This is a genomic window from Pedobacter terrae, from assembly GCF_900100705.1.
Taxonomy (GTDB): Bacteria; Bacteroidota; Bacteroidia; order Sphingobacteriales; family Sphingobacteriaceae; genus Pedobacter; species Pedobacter terrae.
The window spans coordinates 481493-500490 of sequence record NZ_FNCH01000001.1; the positions used below are offsets into that span (position 1 = coordinate 481493).

At 36.7% G+C, this 18998-nt stretch carries 17 protein-coding genes and 1 pseudogene; 8 read left to right on the plus strand and 10 right to left on the minus strand.

Annotated elements, in window-relative coordinates:
• The first annotated feature begins 8 nt into the window (after positions 1–8).
• Positions 9–1067 (plus strand): HmuY family protein, encoded by a 1059-nt coding sequence (locus BLR60_RS02090; protein ID WP_090496393.1) that lies wholly within the window; start codon positions 9–11, stop codon positions 1065–1067.
• Positions 1068–1433: 366 nt separating this feature from the next.
• Here BLR60_RS02090 and BLR60_RS02095 read toward each other — a convergent pair whose 3' ends face one another.
• From BLR60_RS02095 to BLR60_RS02110, 4 genes are all read right to left on the minus strand, one after another.
• Positions 1434–1613 (minus strand): hypothetical protein, encoded by a 180-nt coding sequence (locus BLR60_RS02095; RefSeq protein ID WP_056096518.1) that lies wholly within the window; start codon positions 1611–1613, stop codon positions 1434–1436.
• Between the two features lie 183 nt (positions 1614–1796).
• The gene (locus BLR60_RS02100) at positions 1797–2381 is read right to left on the minus strand and encodes a biliverdin-producing heme oxygenase (RefSeq protein WP_090496394.1); all 585 of its coding nucleotides are present in this window, start codon (positions 2379–2381) and stop codon (positions 1797–1799) included.
• Positions 2382–2456: 75 nt separating this feature from the next.
• Positions 2457–2876 carry a response regulator gene (locus BLR60_RS02105; protein ID WP_090496395.1) on the minus strand — a complete coding sequence of 140 codons (420 nt, stop codon included), beginning with the start codon at positions 2874–2876 and terminating at the stop codon, positions 2457–2459.
• Complete coding sequence (locus BLR60_RS02110) at positions 2877–5090, minus strand: ATP-binding protein (RefSeq protein WP_090496396.1); 2214 nt, start codon at positions 5088–5090, stop codon at positions 2877–2879.
• A 142-nt stretch (positions 5091–5232) separates the two neighbouring features.
• Between BLR60_RS02110 and BLR60_RS02115 the strand changes: the two genes are divergently transcribed.
• Positions 5233–5601, plus strand: coding sequence for a response regulator transcription factor (locus BLR60_RS02115; RefSeq protein ID WP_090496397.1), 369 nt, complete (start codon positions 5233–5235; stop codon positions 5599–5601).
• Positions 5602–5604: 3 nt separating this feature from the next.
• On the opposite strand, the gene BLR60_RS02120 is transcribed toward BLR60_RS02115, so the two are convergent.
• Genes BLR60_RS02120 through BLR60_RS02125 form a run of 3 tightly spaced genes read right to left on the minus strand, consistent with a single transcriptional unit; the run spans position 5605 to position 6964 of the window.
• Positions 5605–6414 carry a mechanosensitive ion channel family protein gene (locus BLR60_RS02120; protein ID WP_244155563.1) on the minus strand — a complete coding sequence of 270 codons (810 nt, stop codon included), beginning with the start codon at positions 6412–6414 and terminating at the stop codon, positions 5605–5607.
• A gap of 18 nt (positions 6415–6432) precedes the next feature.
• On the minus strand, positions 6433–6582 hold the full coding sequence (locus tag BLR60_RS24765; RefSeq protein ID WP_167354664.1) for a hypothetical protein: 150 nt from the start codon (positions 6580–6582) through the stop codon (positions 6433–6435).
• A gap of 13 nt (positions 6583–6595) precedes the next feature.
• Positions 6596–6964, minus strand: a complete 369-nt coding sequence (locus tag BLR60_RS02125; protein WP_090496399.1) for a SpoIIAA family protein — start codon at positions 6962–6964, stop codon at positions 6596–6598.
• Between the two features lie 137 nt (positions 6965–7101).
• On the opposite strand from BLR60_RS02125, the gene BLR60_RS02130 reads away from it, so the two are divergent.
• Entirely contained in the window at positions 7102–8220 is a 1119-nt protein-coding gene (locus tag BLR60_RS02130) for an alpha/beta hydrolase (protein WP_090496400.1), read from the plus strand.
• Positions 8221–8343: 123 nt separating this feature from the next.
• Here BLR60_RS02130 and ku read toward each other — a convergent pair whose 3' ends face one another.
• Positions 8344–9114, minus strand: coding sequence for a non-homologous end joining protein Ku (gene ku / locus BLR60_RS02135; RefSeq protein WP_090496705.1), 771 nt, complete (start codon positions 9112–9114; stop codon positions 8344–8346).
• Between the two features lie 216 nt (positions 9115–9330).
• On the opposite strand from ku, the gene BLR60_RS02140 reads away from it, so the two are divergent.
• Positions 9331–11601 carry a glycosyltransferase gene (locus tag BLR60_RS02140; protein WP_090496401.1) on the plus strand — a complete coding sequence of 757 codons (2271 nt, stop codon included), beginning with the start codon at positions 9331–9333 and terminating at the stop codon, positions 11599–11601.
• Positions 11602–12094: 493 nt separating this feature from the next.
• Here BLR60_RS02140 and BLR60_RS02145 read toward each other — a convergent pair whose 3' ends face one another.
• A complete protein-coding gene (locus BLR60_RS02145; protein WP_090496402.1) occupies positions 12095–13561 on the minus strand; it encodes a glycoside hydrolase family 130 protein in 1467 nt (488 codons plus the stop codon).
• Positions 13562–13708: 147 nt separating this feature from the next.
• Here BLR60_RS02145 and BLR60_RS02150 point away from each other — a divergent pair, with 147 nt between their 5' ends.
• The gene (locus BLR60_RS02150; RefSeq protein WP_090496403.1) at positions 13709–14809 is read left to right on the plus strand and encodes a sensor histidine kinase; all 1101 of its coding nucleotides are present in this window, start codon (positions 13709–13711) and stop codon (positions 14807–14809) included.
• Here BLR60_RS02150 and BLR60_RS02155 read toward each other — a convergent pair.
• On the minus strand, positions 14795–15898 hold the full coding sequence (locus tag BLR60_RS02155) for a metallophosphoesterase (RefSeq protein WP_090496404.1): 1104 nt from the start codon (positions 15896–15898) through the stop codon (positions 14795–14797). The two genes, BLR60_RS02150 and BLR60_RS02155, sit on opposite strands and share 15 nt — an antisense overlap.
• A gap of 89 nt (positions 15899–15987) precedes the next feature.
• Here BLR60_RS02155 and BLR60_RS02160 point away from each other — a divergent pair, with 89 nt between their 5' ends.
• The 3 genes and pseudogenes from BLR60_RS02160 (at position 15988) to BLR60_RS25380 (ending at position 18944) form a co-directional block, all read left to right on the plus strand.
• Positions 15988–16944: an alpha/beta hydrolase gene (locus BLR60_RS02160; RefSeq protein WP_090496405.1), complete on the plus strand. Its 957-nt coding sequence runs from the start codon at positions 15988–15990 to the stop codon at positions 16942–16944.
• 60 nt (positions 16945–17004) lie between these two features.
• Positions 17005–18207: a DUF763 domain-containing protein gene (locus BLR60_RS02165; protein ID WP_090496406.1), complete on the plus strand. Its 1203-nt coding sequence runs from the start codon at positions 17005–17007 to the stop codon at positions 18205–18207.
• Between the two features lie 59 nt (positions 18208–18266).
• Positions 18267–18944: pseudogene (locus BLR60_RS25380) on the plus strand (DUF763 domain-containing protein).
• Positions 18945–18998 lie beyond the last annotated feature (54 nt).

Sequence of the window (18998 nt, forward strand, 5' to 3'; positions counted from 1 at the left end):
AAAACAAGATGAATAAACTTAACTTAATGATCGCATTTGCTGTTGTAATGATAACTTTTACAGCCTGTAAAAAAGATTCGGATGAACCTATTGTGGTTGTTCCGCCATCCGATGGCAGTACTTTAACGCTTAATGGTAAAACAGCAGAATCCAATTACACCAACATTGTATATGTAGATTTTAGTACCGATAAGCAAATTGCTGTTGATCGGAAAAGCTTTAACATTGGCTTAACTTCTGATGGTAAATTTAGAGTTGTGCTTAACCCTTCTTATCAAACGACTGCAACGGCAACATCTAAAACTGATATTAACGCTGTTACATTGACAGATCCAGGAACAACAGTTAATTTAAATCATGATATCATGGATCCGCTTACTGTGTCGCTGGTTGATTATTGGGATGGAAATATCACTAAAACAGCTTTCGCTGAAGTAAGTGCTACCGAATCCGAAAACAAGGTTTATTTATTAAGCTACGAAGGAAATAAGGATAAAGACAAATGGTTTAAATTAAAAGTTACTCGTAATGGATCTGGTTATAAAGTTCAATATGCCAAACTAAACGAAACTGTAATAAAAACTTTGGATGTACCTAAAAGTGCTGATTATAACCTGGTTTTTGTTTCATTAGAAAACAATAAAGTTGTTCAGGCTGAACCAGCAAAAAGTGCATGGGATATTTCATGGAGTTATAGTACTTCAAATTCTGGCTTAGGCTCGCCTTATTGGGTTCAGGATTTTGTATCCATTAATAATTTAGGTGGGGTAACAGCTGCAATGGTTTCTAAAAAAGATAGCTACGCGACATTTGTTGAAGCTGATTTGGCTGGTATAACCTTTCTATCTGTAAAAGATGTAATTGGAACAAATTGGCGACTTACACAACCAAGCACAGTTAATGGTATTACAATGCCAATAGGAGTAAAATCAGATACTTTTTTCCTTATTAAAGACGGATCTGGAAACGTTTACAAGCTTAAATTCAACAGCTTTACTTCTAACGATGGCGGCACGCGTGGTATGCCAGTGATCGAATATAAACTGGTTAAGAAAGGTTCGATTTAGGCTAAGGCTTATACCTATAAAAAATATGTTTTGTTAGTTGGATAGATGCTCTCCGCGATGGGGAGCTTTATCTTTTTAGGGGCTTTTGTGTGTTACAGATCCACGAGGTTTAACCATAAAAGACCGTCATTGCCAGCGGAGTGCAACACAGTCGATAAATCTATCTGGATATCTCCGTTGCACTTTAGGAGATGATGGCCGCTTTAAAGTCAAAAAAGGCCCTGAAATAAGTTCAGGGTGTCGTTTCGGAAGACTTATGAGGTCTCGCCATCGCACCTCCCTTTTAGACCTCGTCATACGAATCTGTTACAAACGCAAAAGGGTTCTGGCATACCAAAACCCTTTTTGTTTCATACTCGCGAAATATTATTTTCCAGAGTTTTTCTTTTCAGTTACTTCTGCACGGATTTCTTGTGCTAAAACTTTAAGATCTTGCATTGCTTTACGCACACGAGTACCAGCAGCTGCATTGCCAGCATTATAAAATTTTTCTACATCTGCTTCGATAGCAGCAACAGCAGCTTTAACTTTTGAGAATTTTTCCATCGCTAATTGATGTTTTAAGGTTTAAAAAATTTATTTTTTTTCAATAATACATATTTACCTCGAATTAACAACAGAAAGCAAATTTTTATTTAAAAGAAGTTTTGCACATTTTCACAATCAAAAAAATGCCCTGACACTTATTGTAGCCACATTTTTAATAATTTCAAGTCAAAATATGGTTACTTACGCAATTTGCTCAGCGAGGCTGATCAGGTTATTGAAGGTTTTGTTGGCACTATTGATACAGCGTTGGTAATCGGCTTCTTCCACCCGCTCATTTAATACGCTAACAAAATTTTTCCATTTTGTGCCAAGCTCCTCACCATAAATACCATAATAATTTAAGCCATTTTCGTGGTTTTTAAAATTCGGATTGGCTAGAATATGCCTTTTAATTACATTACCGCCTAATGTTGCCCCTTCCAATACATATAATGCGCCTAAAACTTCTGCTGTATTTTTTTTAGGAACAAACAGTTCAAAAGCTAATTCCGGCAAGGTTAAACTGTTTATATTCCAATAATCTAAGTCTTTTGTTAAAGCGTTCAGTTTCAATCGATCTTTCATTTCCAGTTGCTCCGCAATAGCTGCGTCAAGCATATTTGCTAATTCATTCTCTAACCTCTGGTGAATAATATAATTAATGGTTAAAAGCTTTTTATACTGATCTATACTTAAAGAATTATTCATAATCTCGTTAACGAACATTAACGATTCTAATGTTTTATGGTTCTGTGCAGTTTCGGTTCTTAATAAATTGGCAATCATAAAGGGGGATCTTGTTTTGAAATAGAAAAGATCCGGACTTCATAGCCGAATCTATCTATATAATTTTATTATATTTTAATTTAACCTCAAATGTCGGTTAAACCAAAAGTCGTGTACCGAATGCACACATTTAACCAGGTTCTCGTAACCATCGGGTTTGGTAAGGTAGGCATTGGCCCCAAATTCTATTGATGCTTTTACATCGTCAGGATTATCAGATGTAGAAAATAAGATAACGGGTATTGTTTTCAGATAAGGAATATCCCGTATAAATTTTAATAAATCCAAACCAGATAAGCCTGGCAAATTCAGATCAAGCAAAATTAATTTTGGTTTAGTTTTATTTTCTGCAAAATGCTGCAGTTTTTTTAATGCTTCTGCCCCATCTTCAACTATAGTTAGATTTAATGTATCCTTCACTTCATGTACAGCACTTTGCATAAAAAACGCATAATCTATATCATCCTCTACATAAAATATATCTGGTGTTTTCATTTATCTGTTTTTAAAAGCTACAAAAAAAGTTGATCCTACATTTAGCTTACTCTCAAACCAAACCCTACCGTGATGTTTCTCTATAATCCTTTTTACTATAGCAAGTCCCACTCCGGATCCTTCAATATCCTTTACATTATCCATACGCTTAAAAAGCTCAAAAACTCTGTCGTAATAACGGTTATCAATTCCTATACCATTATCTTTTACCGAATAGATAATCTCTCCTCCATCTATATACGCAGAAACCTCTACTTCTGGTTTGCTGGCCGCCGAAGAGTATTTAACAGCATTTCCGATTAGGTTTGTAAAAACCTGCGTAATCATGGTTTTATCTCCTTTTATATTTGGGAGTTGTCCTAAAGTTAACGTAACATGATCTGCTTTATAGGCCGACCATATTTCATTTTTGATCTCTTTTAATAGCAATTCTACATTAACTGTCTCAAAGTTAATTTCAGAACGGCCAACCCTTGCTAAATTTAAAATTTCCTTAATTAACAAGTTCATTTTATCGGCACCCACCAATATTCTGCTTAACATTTTTTTACCTCCCTCATCTATGCTCTTATTTTTAAGCATCAGCTCTGCGTAGGTTTTAATAGAGGTAAGTGGTGTTCTTAAGTCATGCGATATGGTATAACTAAACGTATCCAATTCTTCGTAAGCGGCCTGCAGCTTTTCATTCAGTAATCTAATTTCGTTCGCCTTTTTATTAATATCTGAAATAATAATTTCGCGGATCCTTAATACCGAGGTAATTTCTTCAGCCATCCATTTTTCAGAAGTATTGTTAACTACTTCCGACCAGATTTCGAATGATTTGCGTGGAGACAGGCTCATCAAACCATTTTCTGAGGATACTACGGGTTTATCTGGATTTCCGGCCCAGTTTACATTGCTAATCATTTCTGGTTTGAACCAAATGATCATTTCGCCCATTTCTTTGTTGATCACACAGGACAGAATGCCGGAAGCTATGGCTTTATATTTCTTGGCAGGAGAAAATATTTCAGATAAACGATGTGTATAGTATATCGACTCGTCGTTTGTAATTTTTAGCCATTCTGCAAGTTCTCTTATATCTTCTTCTAGCGGTACATTTCCAATCGCTCTGAGTTCTTTTTCAAAAATGATTGCCACTCCGGTAGCTTTTGTCGCATCTAAAATGGTTCGCTTGTGGGTGGTTATGGCTTCGATTAAATACTTGTCGCGGTTTAAATGCTCTGAAAGTATATTTGCAGTACTTTTAAATTGTTCAATAATCTTTGCATCTTCTTCTTCCTGACGATATTCAAGTGCTGAAGAAAGAATTTGTCCGATGAGTTTGGCACCTTCCCGTGCCTTATAATCTATAAATTTAGGGCTATAATTATGGCAGGCAATTAAACCCCAAAGCTCACCATGAGAAATTAAGGATATGCTAAAACTAGAATGAACACCCATATTTTTCAAATACTGAATGTGGATGGGCGATACCGCCCGTAAACCTCCGTTTGTTAAATCAAGCGATTCATTTTCTTTAAACGTAATAATTTTCGAATCGGCTATACTCACATCGGCAATTAACCTGGTTAAATTTAGTTTATACAACTCCCTGGCCTGCTTTGGAATATCAGATGCGGGGTAGTGTAAGCCAAAAAATGATTCTAAATCTGCTTCTTTTTCTTCTGCTACAACTTCGCCATGGCCATCTTCTAAAAATTTATAGACCATAATACGATCGTAATTGATCAGCCTTTTTACCTCTTTGGCTGCGCCCTTTAACAAGGCAAAAATGTTTTTTCCCTGAAGCATGGATGAGGCAGAGCGGCCAATGGAACTTTGAATATCAAACTGTAATGTAACAGGTTCAAACTCCAACAACCAATCGTTTGTTGAAGAGGAAATAATGAGGTAAAATGGCTTTCCGTTAATTTCCAGGGGATGTGGACTGATGGCATCGAAACTTTTACGGATGATACCAAGCTTTAGCAAGTCTTCAATATTGAAGGCCGAATCTTGTTGCTTAATCAAATCATTTAACTCAGCGAGCGGTTTATTTAATAAGCTTTTAGCCTCTTTTTTTAAAAAATCTCCTGTATTCTCACTGATATAGGCAATGGTAGTGCTATTCTTATCAACAGCTACAAGAAAACCATGTGATTGAATTTTACCCGGTATATGGATCGGCTCATGATCACAATTAGTTAGGTCTACAGAAAATTTAGTCATGTGTGTGATATTGCAGCATATTTAATCTCGCAAATTAACGAATATAAAGCCAAATTTTAGAATGTCTCTAATTTGATAAATTCGGATTTGAGATTTATTTTTTATTATATATTTGTTTGAAATTAAAAAAATCATTTAAACTTTGGCAAAGAAAAATATTTTGGTAATCGAAGATAACCATGCAATCCTAGATGTTATCACGCTTATTTTAGAAAGCGAAGCTTTCAATGTTGACGGATTAAACAAAGGTGCAGATTTCATCAACCATGTCCTGGAATTTAATCCAGACGTAATAATTATGGATATAATGCTTCCTGACGTTGATGGAAGGGTGCTTTTAAAGGAACTTAAAGATGCTGAAGCAACAAGGAATATTCCGGTTTTAATGATCTCTGCCCGTTACAACGCAAGCAATTATACAGTTGATGGATTAGAAGCAGATGACTTTATGGCCAAGCCCTTTAACATCGATGAGTTGATGGATAAAATCTATGCTTTGTTAAAAAAATAATTTTTATTCTGGCATACCTGGTAGTCTTACTCCTCCGAGTTTTAAGTTTTTCATTAATGCTTCCAGAAAAGCAAGTTTAGTATCTGTAAATCCATGAGCTTTTATCCAAACATTTAAATTTGCTTTAAAGCCGTTATCTTCCAAACTAGATACACCAATCCTCCGTTCAGGAGTTTTTAAACAGTCACTAAATTCATCAACTGTTTGATTAAAAATGGAAGCAACTTGTTGGTAATCTATTCCGTAGCTAAATTTAATTTCCACATCTAATCTCCTGGTGCCTTCTCTACTGATATTGATGATCACTTCATTGGATAGTTTACTGTTAGGGATTACCACGGTTCTGTTATCAAATGTTTTAACAATAGTATAAAATATTTGAATTGAAGTAACTGTCCCTTCCTGGCCTTGCGCAATAATATTGTCACCAACAACAAATGGTTTCAGTAATAAAATTAACACTCCACTGGCAAAATTCTGAAGTGTACCAGATAAAGCTAAACCTGCTGCAACACCAATACCACCAATAAGCACCGTTAAAAAAGTAAGCTGAATGCCAACAATCTGCATTATGGTAAGTACGAGCAATACACGTAAAGTAATGAGTATTAAACTGGTTAAAAACGGTCGTAATGATGGGTTGATATCCTTACGGTGCATACCACCCTGCATCCATTTTCCCAACAGCTTAATTAACCACAAGCCCAAAATGAGCAGTATTATACCTAAAATTAGGGAAGGTCCCTTATCAATTATCCAATCGTAAGCTTTATCGTAAAAATGATCAATATTACCAGTATCAATCTTCATCATAGTATTCGCTATATCTTATTACTCCTTTTGTTTGGCTGACTTTTCTTTAGTTACATCAACTTTTTTGGCATCTTTAGCCGATGTAATTTTATCGTTAGCGCCTTTAGCTTTTGCATTTTCCGGTGCAGTAGCCTTGCTACTTTCTGCCGATGTTTTAGAATTTTTCATATTTTTTTTATCGTTAATCTTCAGCATTGAGCCAGGCTTTCGCCTCTTCTATTTCTTCTGGTTTAAAGCCTTTAGATTTGCCAGGCGTGGCGATGGTGAAAACATCAGTAAACCACTCTACTCCTTTTTCAGCACTTACAACTGCAATTTTTTTCCATTTATCGAAGTTTTGTAAGCCCGCTTTAACATCTTGCACCCATGCACCGGCTGTAAAGTTTTTAACATCAGTTTCTAACACCAATAAATACCTGATTTCTTTAAACCGATCTGCGGTTCTTTTCAAACCTGTTAATAACACACTCTTTATATCTTCACTGGTCACTTCTCCTGTGGCTCTTACGCCAAAAATATGATCTGGTAATCCTGTTATTTCCGTTAGCATCACTATAGTTTATTTAAGAACATATTAATCGCTCAAGAAGTTTGCCATTTATTAAAATTCAGAAATTTGTATGATCGCAAAAACACTTGTTGCAACGATTGTGTTATAGAGCCATATTTAAAAAATAAAATAACGTTATGAAAACCAACTTGTTGAAACCTATTATCTTTTTTTGCGGAACGGCCATTTTTCTTTCAGCATGTACTAGTGAAACAGAAAAATCTACTACTGCAGATTCGACTATAACTGATTCTACCAGAAATGCGGCACTAAAACCTGTGGGACCTGCGCCAGAATGGGGGAAAACCATAAAACCTGAAATGCAGGTGATAATAGAGAAATTAAGCAGTTATGGGGATAAACCCTTAGAAACTTTAAGTGCTACTGATGCGCGTAAGAATCATGCACCAACCGATGCGGTAATGGATTTGATGAAACAGAATAACATGGTTGTTCCTGTTGCTACGGTAGATACAGCAGGTAGGGATATCGATGTTGAAGGAGGTAAAATCCATTTACGCATTTACACTCCGAAAACAGGGAGTGGACCACACCCACTTATTGTTTATTATCATGGTGGTGGCTTCGTTATTGCTAATGTAGATGTTTACAATGCTTCAGCCCAGGCTTTAGCTGAACAGGTTGGTGCAATTGTAGTTTCTGTAGCTTATCGTTTAGCTCCTGAGAACAAGTTTCCTACGGCTCATAACGATGCATTTGCAGCTTATGAATGGGCAATAAAAAATGCGGTAGACTTAAAAGCAGACCCGGCCAAGATTGCAGTGGTTGGCGAAAGTGCAGGTGGAAATCTGGCAGCAAACGTTTCCATTATGGCCAGAAATAAACACATTATGCTTCCTGTACATGAAGTTTTGATTTATCCTATTGCCCAGGCAGATATGAATACGGAATCTTATACAATGTATGCAAATGCAAAACCTTTAAACAAAGCCATGATGAACTGGTTTACGGAAAAATACCTGAATAGCATGATTGAAGCGCAAGATTCCAGGATATCATTAATTAATGCAGATTTAAAAGGACTTCCGTCAACAACCATTATTACGGCCGAAATAGATCCTTTACATGATGATGGCGTAATGTTGGCTGCTAAACTGAAGGCTGCTGGTGTAAAGGTTAACGCTAAAAATTATGAAGGGGTAACACACGAATTTTTTGGGATGTCGCCTCTTGTGCCGGAAGCAAAAGCCGCCCAGGCTTATGTCGCCGAACAATTAAAAGCTGCTTTTAAGTAAAGTGAATAGCATTGAAGTGAAAAACACTTCAATGCTATCTTTTACGGCGCTACGCATAAAAGCGTTGAACACTCCCAAACCCCCAGCTCCCAATTCTCAACTCCAAACCGGACTCCCAACTCACTATGCTCCTTTCTTCGAGCCCAAGCTCTGCATCAACTGATCGTATAAATCATCACTTGAAGCTTTTTGAGGTTTCATCTTTTTAACTGTAGCTCGTTTTCCTTTAGCTTTTGCTTTAATAATTTTCAATAACTCATTGCTGTAATCATCTTTAAAAGTACTCAGGTCAAATTTCGAGCTATACTGTTTAATCAGCGCCAATCCCACATCCATTTCTTTTTTGGTAATGCTGATATCATCAACTTTATTAATCTCAGATAAGCTCCTGATTTCCTGATTAAACCTGATTTTTGTGATGACAATAACATCTTCCATGGGATGAATCACACAAAGATTTTCAGTATTCCTGAGTACAAACCTGGCCACACCGGCTTTGCCGGATTTTTGTAATGCTTTCAGTAATAAACTATAAGCTTTTCTTCCCTGTTTTTCAGGCTCCGTATAATAAGACGTTTCGTAATATATGGGATTGATATCTTTTATATCAACAAAATTCTCTAACTCAATAATCTTCGTTTTCTCAGGCGCAGCCTCTTCAAAATCGTGCTTATCCAATATCACATACCTGTCTTTTAGAAAGTAACCTTTCACAATTTTGTCGTAAGGCACCTCTTTATGGGTATTTTCGTTCACCCTCAAAAATTTAATCTTCGCCTGATCACGTTCATCAAGCATATCTAAATCAAGGTTACTATTCTGGACACCGGAAAACAACTTAACCGGAATGTTTACCAAACCAAATCCAATCGAACCTTTCCATATTGATCTCATAGCTAAATGTTTAAATTTATCTATTAACATGTGTATAAAACTTATTGTTTTGAGTTTATTGAGAGCAAAACGTCTAAACAACAAACTATTTAAATTATATAATGTTAATTAATTATCAACCTTACTGAAATACTTGTGAAACCATCATTCTTTTTCAAAGTAATAAAGGGAATAGAGAGATCATGATTGTAATTACCATTGAAAACATTTAAAAAGATGAAAATAGCCTATATTTCTACCTATCCGCCCCGTGAATGTGGCTTAGCTACCTTCAATCAAAATCTGGTTAATGCTTTAAGTTTAAATCCTACTTACGATGCCAACAAGAGTTTTGTCGTTGCGATGAATGAGTCGGATGATGTGAACGAACACCAATACCCAAGCGAAGTAAAATTTGTTATCCGACAACAAAACCAACAAGATTACCTGGAGGCTGCCGATTTTATCAATAACAGTGATGTAGACACCTGTATCATTGAACATGAATTTGGCATATACGGTGGCAATAGTGGTGTGTTTTTACTTTCACTAATTAATAGGTTAAAAAAGCCGTTCATTACCATTTTACATACGGTTTTAAAAGAGCCGAATTTTATGCAACAAACCATTATCAAGGAGATTGCAGCTAAATCGGCTAAACTGGTGGTAATGAGCAAAAAGGCAGTAATGTTTTTAACCAGTATCTATCAGATTCCGAAAGCTTCTATTCAATTGATAGAACACGGTGTGCCGGATTTAGAGCCTATTGTAAATAATCAAATTGCACAAAGTGAATTATTTAAGGGTAAAAAAGTGCTTTTTACATTCGGTTTAATTAGTAGAAACAAAGGTTTAGAAACAGTAATTAAGGCGTTACCAGATATTGTAGCCAAACATCCTGATGTTTTATATATGATTTTAGGCAACACCCATCCTGGTGTAGTAAAACATAATGGCGAAGAATATCGCGACAGTTTAAAAGCACTGGCGAAGGATTTAGGCGTAGAAAAAAATATTGTTTTTGTTAATAAATTCGTTTCGGAAGAAGAACTTCATCAGTATTTAACAGCATGTTGTTTATACATTACACCTTATTTAAACGAAGCGCAGATTACGAGTGGCACTTTATCTTACGCTATTGGTGCGGGGGCGGCGGTAATTTCTACTCCGTACTGGCATGCACAAGAGTTGTTGGCCGATAACAGAGGTAAATTGTTTGATTTCAAAGATCATCATAAACTGGCAACTATTGTTAATGACCTTTTGGGTGACAACGATAAATACCAGGAACTGAAAAAAAATGCTTACGAATATGGATTAAATCTGCGTTGGCCAGCTATCGGAAGCATTTATCTTAATGTATTGAATGAGGCCTTATCAGCCGAGGTTAAAGCGAAAAGAGCGATTCCGCCGATTATAGATGTAGAAGGAATGCCGGCTTTAAATTTAAACCATATTGCCTTACTTACAGACGATACCGGAATTATTCAACATGCTCGCTTCGGTATTCCAAATTTAAAAGAAGGCTATTGTATTGATGATAATGCAAGGGCATTAATTATGTCTTTAATGGCTGTTGAGCAGGATAAAAACAAAAGGGCGTTATCTTTCATGCCAATATACCTGAGTTTTATCCAATACATGCAAACCGAAGATGGAAATTTCAGAAACTTTTTAAGTTTTAACAGGCAATACTTAGATGAAGTAGGTTCTGAAGACTCTTTCGGCAGAACCATCTGGGCATTAGGATATTTAGTCTCCAGTGCCCCAAATAATTCGTATCGCGAATTTGGTCGGGAATTGTTCTCTCATTCGATAAAACACTTTAAAGAACTTAAATATTTAAGAGGAAAGGCTAATACAATTATCGGTTTATCTTATTACTTACATGCAAATCCCGGAGATGAACTGATTAGCCAGGAAATTAATATGCTTGCGGCTGCATTAGTGGCCTCTTACAAAGACAATAAAGATGGCGGCTGGCACTGGTTTGAAGACATTTTAACCTACGATAATGCAATTTTACCTCTTGCACTGCTTCATCATTACGAAGTTACAGGTAACAAAGAATCATATCAGGTTGCCATGGAGAGCATTGAGTTTTTAAATAGTTTTTCTTTTGAAAACGGATACCTTAATCCTGTTGGAAATGACGGCTGGATGAAAAAACATGGTCAAAACCCGATTTATGATCAACAGGCTATAGAAACAATGGCTATGGTTTTATTGTATGCAAAAACTTTCGAGGTAACCAAAGATGATCAATACCTGAATTTGATGCATATGAGCTATAAGTGGTTTTTAGGCGAAAACAGCCTTCATATCCCTTTATACGATTATGAAACCCATGGTTGTGCGGATGGATTACAGTTTAACAGTGTAAATAGAAACCAGGGTGCAGAAAGCACATTGGCCTATTTCATCTCACATTTAGCTATATTAAAAGCAGCTGAAGTTGAATACGAAACTTTATCCTCGCCATTAATGGAGGCAAATAAAATTAGCTAGCATTTAGACTACCTGTGAAATATTAAAGCTGATTCCTTCCGAATCAGCTTTTTCTTTGTATTCTCTTTTTTTATATTGGAGAGCCAAGGCCAATCTACTTTATATTTAATTTCGTGTTTCAGTATTTATTATAAAAAATATCAGACTGCATCAAATTTTACCTCTAATTTGTCATGTTGAGGCTGTCGAAACGCCTTTGATACCTTCATAATAGTTCTATCACTACTTATGCCGAAACTTCGGAAAGCTACCATTAACAGAATCCTTTAGTGTGGTCGTCATCCGATGGTTATCGGATCTCGTGCATGCGGGATGCTTAAAGCGCTTGCATTAAGTCCCATCCGATAGCCATCAGATCAAGTTGGGAATGACGATCTCTTGAGGATATTATCTAATGAATGTATCTGTTAATCATATTGATTTTGATAGCATAAATTAGTCCTTAGGATGCCATTTACGCTATTATCTAATAGCGTAAATGGCACTTGCAAAATTAATTGTTCTCTAATAACCTGTTTAATAGCAATTCTAAATTAACCGTAGCAAATGATGAACTGTAATCTGATAAACCATAAGGTATAATCAATTCACCATTACTGATGATGGATCCGCAGGAGTAAACCACATTTGGCACATAACCCTCTCTTTCATCATTATTCGGGATAATTAATGGCTCTTTCAGGTGTCCTATTTCAATACTAGGATCTTCCAGATCCAGCAAACTTACACCAATGCAGTATCGCCGCATTGGTCCCACTCCATGTGTAATAACAAGCCAGCCTTTCTCTGTTTCTATAGGTGAGCCACAATTCCCGATCTGCACCAGTTCCCAGTCATAGCGGGGTTGCTTTAAAAGAACAGGGTTTTCCCAAACATTTACCTTATCAGAAAACATCAGGTAATTGTTCCATCCATCTATCCGGCTCATCATCACATATTTCCCATTAATTTTTCGCGGAAATAATGCCAGATTTTTATTTTGTGCACCATCACCATAAAGCGGAATCACTTTAAACTCGTAAAAATCTTCGGTTTGAACGAGTTTAGGGATAATTAGAGAGCCATCAAAAGCAGTATAGGTGGCATAATACAGTACTTTCCCATCATCTTTAATAAATTTAACAAAACGCGCATCTTCAATACCTTTGCGTTCAAATTCTGAAATAGGGAAAATTACACGATCAGAAATATCGGTATCTTTTGAAAAAGTAATGGTGTGATAGGTGTCTGATAACCAAAGTATTTTATCGTACTCAATTAGGCGTGATGGATTTTCCTGATATAAACTTTTAGAATCTTTAATGATATTGCTTAAACTGGTGTATTCAAATTTATCATCAAGTTTCGATTCAATTTCTTCTAAAACAGCGGGATCAATCTGTGCATAAGCCGCCTTTTTCAGGAATAATTTCTTGACATAAATGGCATTTTTTACGACCTCTGCCTCATCAACATAATTACCAACCGGTAACACCTGGATGTTATTATTTTTATCAATTAAGGCACGGCGGAAAACAATTGATGAAATGTGCCCCTCGCCTACAGCCCTAAAGCTGATAATTACTCTTTTTTCGCCTTCAACTAAATCAGTTTGATCAGGATCATCAACAATGCTCGGATTAAAAAAAGCGGCCGATTCTATTGAATATTCATGTGTAAAGTAAGCACCAATCAACAATCTGGTGTATTCATCAATATCTTCGAATGACGTGCCTAAGGCTAAAAATTGTTTTTTTAATTTTTTACAATGTCTGGTTAAGATTTTGGTAATGTTCCGGTGTCTTTTAGAATACTCTTGCAGTATAGGCGATATTAATGAAAATACTTTATCGTCCGGAAATTCTAAAACCTTACGGATTACTTCTAATGCTCTCTCCTCTCCATTAAAAAAAAAACGTGCAATAACTCTCTTTGTATCTGGGTTTACCTTAACAGGTTTACGTTCTATGTATAATCTCATTATTTATCTGTTTTTGATGTTAATTTTTAATGCTTTCTGCTCCATAATCTCCAACCTTATAACAACTAAATTTAACGATTAATTGTTTATGGTATTGTACATAATTTCTACCTTTAGCTATTCATCTATTTATTAAGTGTACCAAAAATGCAATACGAAAAAGCAGAGCGAGATATTTTTTCAAATGAAGCCATGCGTTTGAAAAAGCTGGATAATTATGAGATTTTAAATACCCATGCCGAAAATGCTTTTGACCAGATTTCGAAATTGGCTGCAGAAATATTTGACGTACCATTTTCCGGCATCTGCTTTGAAGGCAATGGTTGTTTTTTCGTAAAATCCGAGCTTGGTGGATCGGCTCTGGAAATTATTCAGGATCGGGACAGCGCCAGATTTGCTTTTTTTGCTTCAGTGCCAATCGTATCGGCTGATGATTATCGTCTTGGTTTGATTTACGTAGCGGATAATAAATTTAAATCTGCTGACGCAAGGCAGTTAAACATGCTACAGCATCTAGCTGATATGGTTGTGGAAAAATTGGAGTCAAGAATGGCGATTAGAAGAACTTTAAGGGCTTATGATGATCGTTTGCATGTGCTTGTTCATGATCTTAAAAACCCAATGACCACAATCACACTTCAATCTGAATTACTGGGACGTATTCCTGGTATTGACGACAAAACATCTTTAATCGCTGGTAAGATTAATATGCAATCGAAAAAAATGATTGATAATCTGAATGGTATTTTAAGCGCCGCCCGGAAAGAAGTAACTTCATTTAAACCTAAAAAAGATAAAATAGATTTAAAGCAGATACTGGAAGAGGTAAAACAAGAATTTACGCTATCGCTAGAACGCAAAAATCAAACAATTTTGATCGATATTCAGGAACCTGTTGAGGTTTTTGCTGATGCTGATAAAATTGCTATGGTTTTTAGTCAGCTGATCGATAATGCGATCAAGTTTTCGCCAATAGGGAATGAAATTCTTATAACCCATCAAATTGCTGATAATGAGATAACTGTTTTGATCAAAGACACTGGTGTGGGTTTAACTGAAGAAGATTTGGAAAAAGTTTTCCTGAAATTTGCTCCATTGACTTCTGTAAGCACTAGTCGTGAAAATAGCTATGGATTGGGATTAATTACTGCCAATGCACTTGTTGAAATTCATAAAGGGAAATTATGGGCAGAAAGCGAGGGAAAAGATTTGGGCGCTACTTTCTACGTTACGTTACCCATCAAATAGGTTTAAATCTGATAAATCACTGATTTTCATTTCTTCCAGTAAAATCCTTTCGGGTATAGCATTTCTATGGTAAGACCATTTGATCAATCTGATAAAACCATCAGCTATTTCAATACCCGTGATATCGCCATCACTAAAACAACAGCATCCGCTGTTAAAATACCCAGGCTTGTATTTACCGAAAAGTGGGGCTTTATCTCCTTCTTTTATCCTTTTATGAAGCTCGGCATTTAAAAAAGCAACATCACTGGCATTTCTCTCTTTTTCGGCTTTGTTTAGTTTTACATAAATCCGTTCCAGATGTGTTAACGAGGCGAACACTGGCTGGTGGGTGTGCCCGGTAATTAAAGCAATATTTTCCCTGGTCATTACCCAATCGTACACCAAAGTGTTGTGCACTGTTTTAAGCTGATTATCGTACGCGGGTGTATTAAGGTTAATTTGAAGGTACGACTGTAACGGTGCCCATATGGTACTTACAAACCATTTACTAAACCAGTTTCCGTCACTCTGTAAGTCGCCCTGGTGCCCGTGCGTGAGGAAAATATCAAGTTTACCTTCTTTTAGGGGCATCCTTAATATCGCACCTTCATAAATACGAATGACTTCTCCGTATATTCTTTTCAGGTTAAATTGAGATAAAGGATCGTTGTCCCAATACAAATCGTGATTGCCAAATATTTTGGTGAAATGATTTTTGCCAATAAAGGCTTTCTCTGCTTCGAATGTATCTTTATTGTGTTTTATTACCGATTCGAGTAAATTCTCCCAAAGTTCCTCGCTATCACCCAAATTTATATAGTGGAAATCCTGTTGATGATAGTATTCAAGCGCCTTTAAGTAATTCTTTTCGGCTAAAGTGAAATCATCTGCATCATCGCGGGCACCTTTATGTTGATCTGATAAAACGATGAATTTATCAGTGTCTGTAACTTCGAAAATCAGTCCCCGTTTTCCAGGGCTGAGGTTAATAGTCTCATAAAGTTTATTTAAAGCTTCATGGATGCGTTTACGGTTAGGGTTTGAACCAAACTTATTCGACATGCGAATAATCCAGGCACTAAGTAAACGTTGTAAAAATTTTCGCATTAATCTGGTGCCGCATTAAAGTTTAAACTTAACAAAATATAAGTTCAAACGTTTCATCGGCGGCTAAACTATTCCATATATTTACCTTTATGAAATTTCTAACCTTAATTTTCATGTGCTGTTTTACCGTAAGTCAGGCGCAAAAAATACCTGCTGATACTTCATTCAGTATATATTCTACGTATATTAAAGAAAAAAAGAAACGCCCTTATATTACTATTGCTTATCCGTTAAAAATGGGTAATTTTAAAGTCAAGCGCAATATTGTTTATGTCAAATATCCAACAGGGAATTTATTGCTGGATGTAATTTATCCAAAGAAATCTAAAAAATCAACACCCGCAGTTTTGTTTGTTTTTGGTGGTGGGTGGCGTTCTGGTAATCGTGCCCAAAACATCCCATTGGCTCAGAAAATGGCGCAAAACGGTTATGTTGCCATTACTACTGATTATCGCTTATCTACCCACGCACAATTCCCGGCAGCAGTTTATGATTTGAAAAATACAGTGAGATGGATAAAAGCAAATGCGGCAGAATTTAATATAGATACCAATAAAATTACGGTAGCCGGATTTTCTGCAGGTGGGCAATTGGCTGCTTTAATTGGTACAACCAACCATGATCCTCAGTTCGAGAATGAAAAAATAAATAACCACAGTAGTAACGTCCAGGCTGTAATTGATATAGATGGGATACTGGCTTTCGATCATCCTGAATCTGCTGAGGTGAGTACAGATCCTAACAGGAAATCTGTTGCGGCGATTTGGCTTGGTGCAGATTTAAAGGAAAATCCAAGGTTATGGCATAACGCATCACCGTTAAATCATGCTGGTCAAAATTCCGTTCCAATACTATTCATCAATAGTTCTACTGCCCGATTTCATGCAGGTAGAGACGATTTAATTGCAAAAATTAAGCCTTTTGGTATTTATTCTGAAGTACATACACTTCCGGATACACCCCACCCCTTCTGGTTATTTAATCCCTGGTTCGAAGAGGTTTCCAAAATAATGATCAAATTTTTAGATCAGCAGTTTAAAGATTAAATTTAACTGGTTTCTAACTAAATTTCAATTTAACAAAAGATATTACTAAATTTGTTAGTATTGAAACGATCAGGAAGCGCAGATTTACCATTGCATTACGGCCATGTTCCCCCTTGGCTGGCACAGCGCATGTCTACACTTGGCCTCGCAATTACAGAAGCTATTCTGATGGAATATGGTAAGGCAGAAGTAATACGTCGATTAAGCAGTCCGTTTTGGTTCCAGAGCCTGGGTGCAGTAATGGGGATGGATTGGCATTCTTCAGGAATTACCACATCAGTAATGGGTGCGTTAAAAAAATCGATTAATCCTTTATCTAAAGAGCTGGGTATCTACATTTGCGGAGGCAAAGGAAAGCACAGCAGGGAAACCCCAAATGAACTTTTAAAAATTGCCGATAAAACAGGTTTAAATGGCACAGAATTGGTCCGGGCGAGTAAACTTAGCGCGAAAGTGGACAATACAGCCATTCAGGATGGATTTCAATTGTATCTTCATAGTTTTATTTTAAGCAGTGAAGGCGATTGGGCCGTGGTGCAGCAAGGCATGAGCGATAGCAGCTCAACAGCAAGAAGATACCACTGGCATTCTAAAAACTTAAAATCTTTTGTAGAGGAACCACATACAGGGATCTGTGGCATTAACCAGGGGCAGATCCTGAATCTAACGGCTACCAATGCTGATCAGACAAGGCAAAGCATGATGAGTATTACAGCGGAATCGCCCACACGGATGCTTAATGAAATACAAAAGTTAGTATTACCCAATCATCATGAAGTAAAAGCAAAAGATGTAGATTTAAAACGTTTAGGAAGCATATTGTGGCTGGCACAGGAAAAACAACCAAAAGACTTTGAGGAACTGTTATTACTGGAAGGCATGGGCCCAAGAACGCTACAATCTATGGCTTTGGTGAGCGAGGTGATTTACGGCACTCCTTCCCGGTTTACTGATCCTGCACGTTATTCTTTCGCGCATGGTGGTAAAGACGGTCACCCCTTCCCTGTTCCGGTAAACGTTTATGATGAAACAATAAGTGTTTTGCAAAAAGCAATTGATAAGGCGAAGATTGGCAATACTGATAGGCAACAAGCAATAAAATCACTTCATCAAATTGCCCGCAATGCTGAAAAAAACTTTATACCTAGTATGGATTTTGAAAAAGTGATTCAAAAAGAACGCGCTGAAAGCTGGAAATATGGTGGTAGAACAGTTTTTGGGAAAGAAAAACCGCCAATAAATGAGCAGTTGAAGTTGTTTTAAACTTTAAAATAATCCTCGTTTGCAACGAGGATTAGTGAGATTCGCATTTGTAATGCGGAATGAAACTTAATGGCGATGAAATCGCCTTTCTCATCCATCCTCGTTGCAAACGAGGACGATATGGACAGATCCTGAATCTAACGGCTACCAATGCTGATCAGACAAGGCAAAGCATGATGAGTATTACAGCGGAATCGCCCACACGGATGCTTAATGAAATACAAAAGTTAGTATTACCCAATCATCATGAAGTAAAAGCAAAAGATGTAGATTTAAAACGTTTAGGAAGCATATTGTGGCTGGCACAGGAAAAACAACCAAAAGACTTTTAGGAACTGTTATTACTGGAAGGCATGGGCCCAAGAACGCTACAATCTATGGCTTTGGTGAGCGAGGTGATTTACGGCACTCCTTCCCGGTTTACTGATCCTGCACGTTATTCTTTCGCGCATGGTGGTAAAGACGGTCACCCGTTCCCTGTTCCGGTAAACGTTTATGATGAAACAATAAGTGTTTTGCAAAAAGCAATTGATAAGGCGAAGATTGGCAATACTGATAGGCAACATGCGATAAAATCACTTCATCAAATTGCCCGCAATGCTGAAAAAGACTTTATACCTAATATGGATTTTGAAAAAGTGATTCAAAAAGAACGCGCTGAAAGCTGGAAATATGGTGGTAGAACAGTTTTTGGGAAAGAAAAACCGCCAATAAATGAGCAGTTGAAGTTGTTTTAAACTTTAAAATAGTCCTCGTTTGCAACGAGTATTAGTGAGATTCGCATTTGTAAT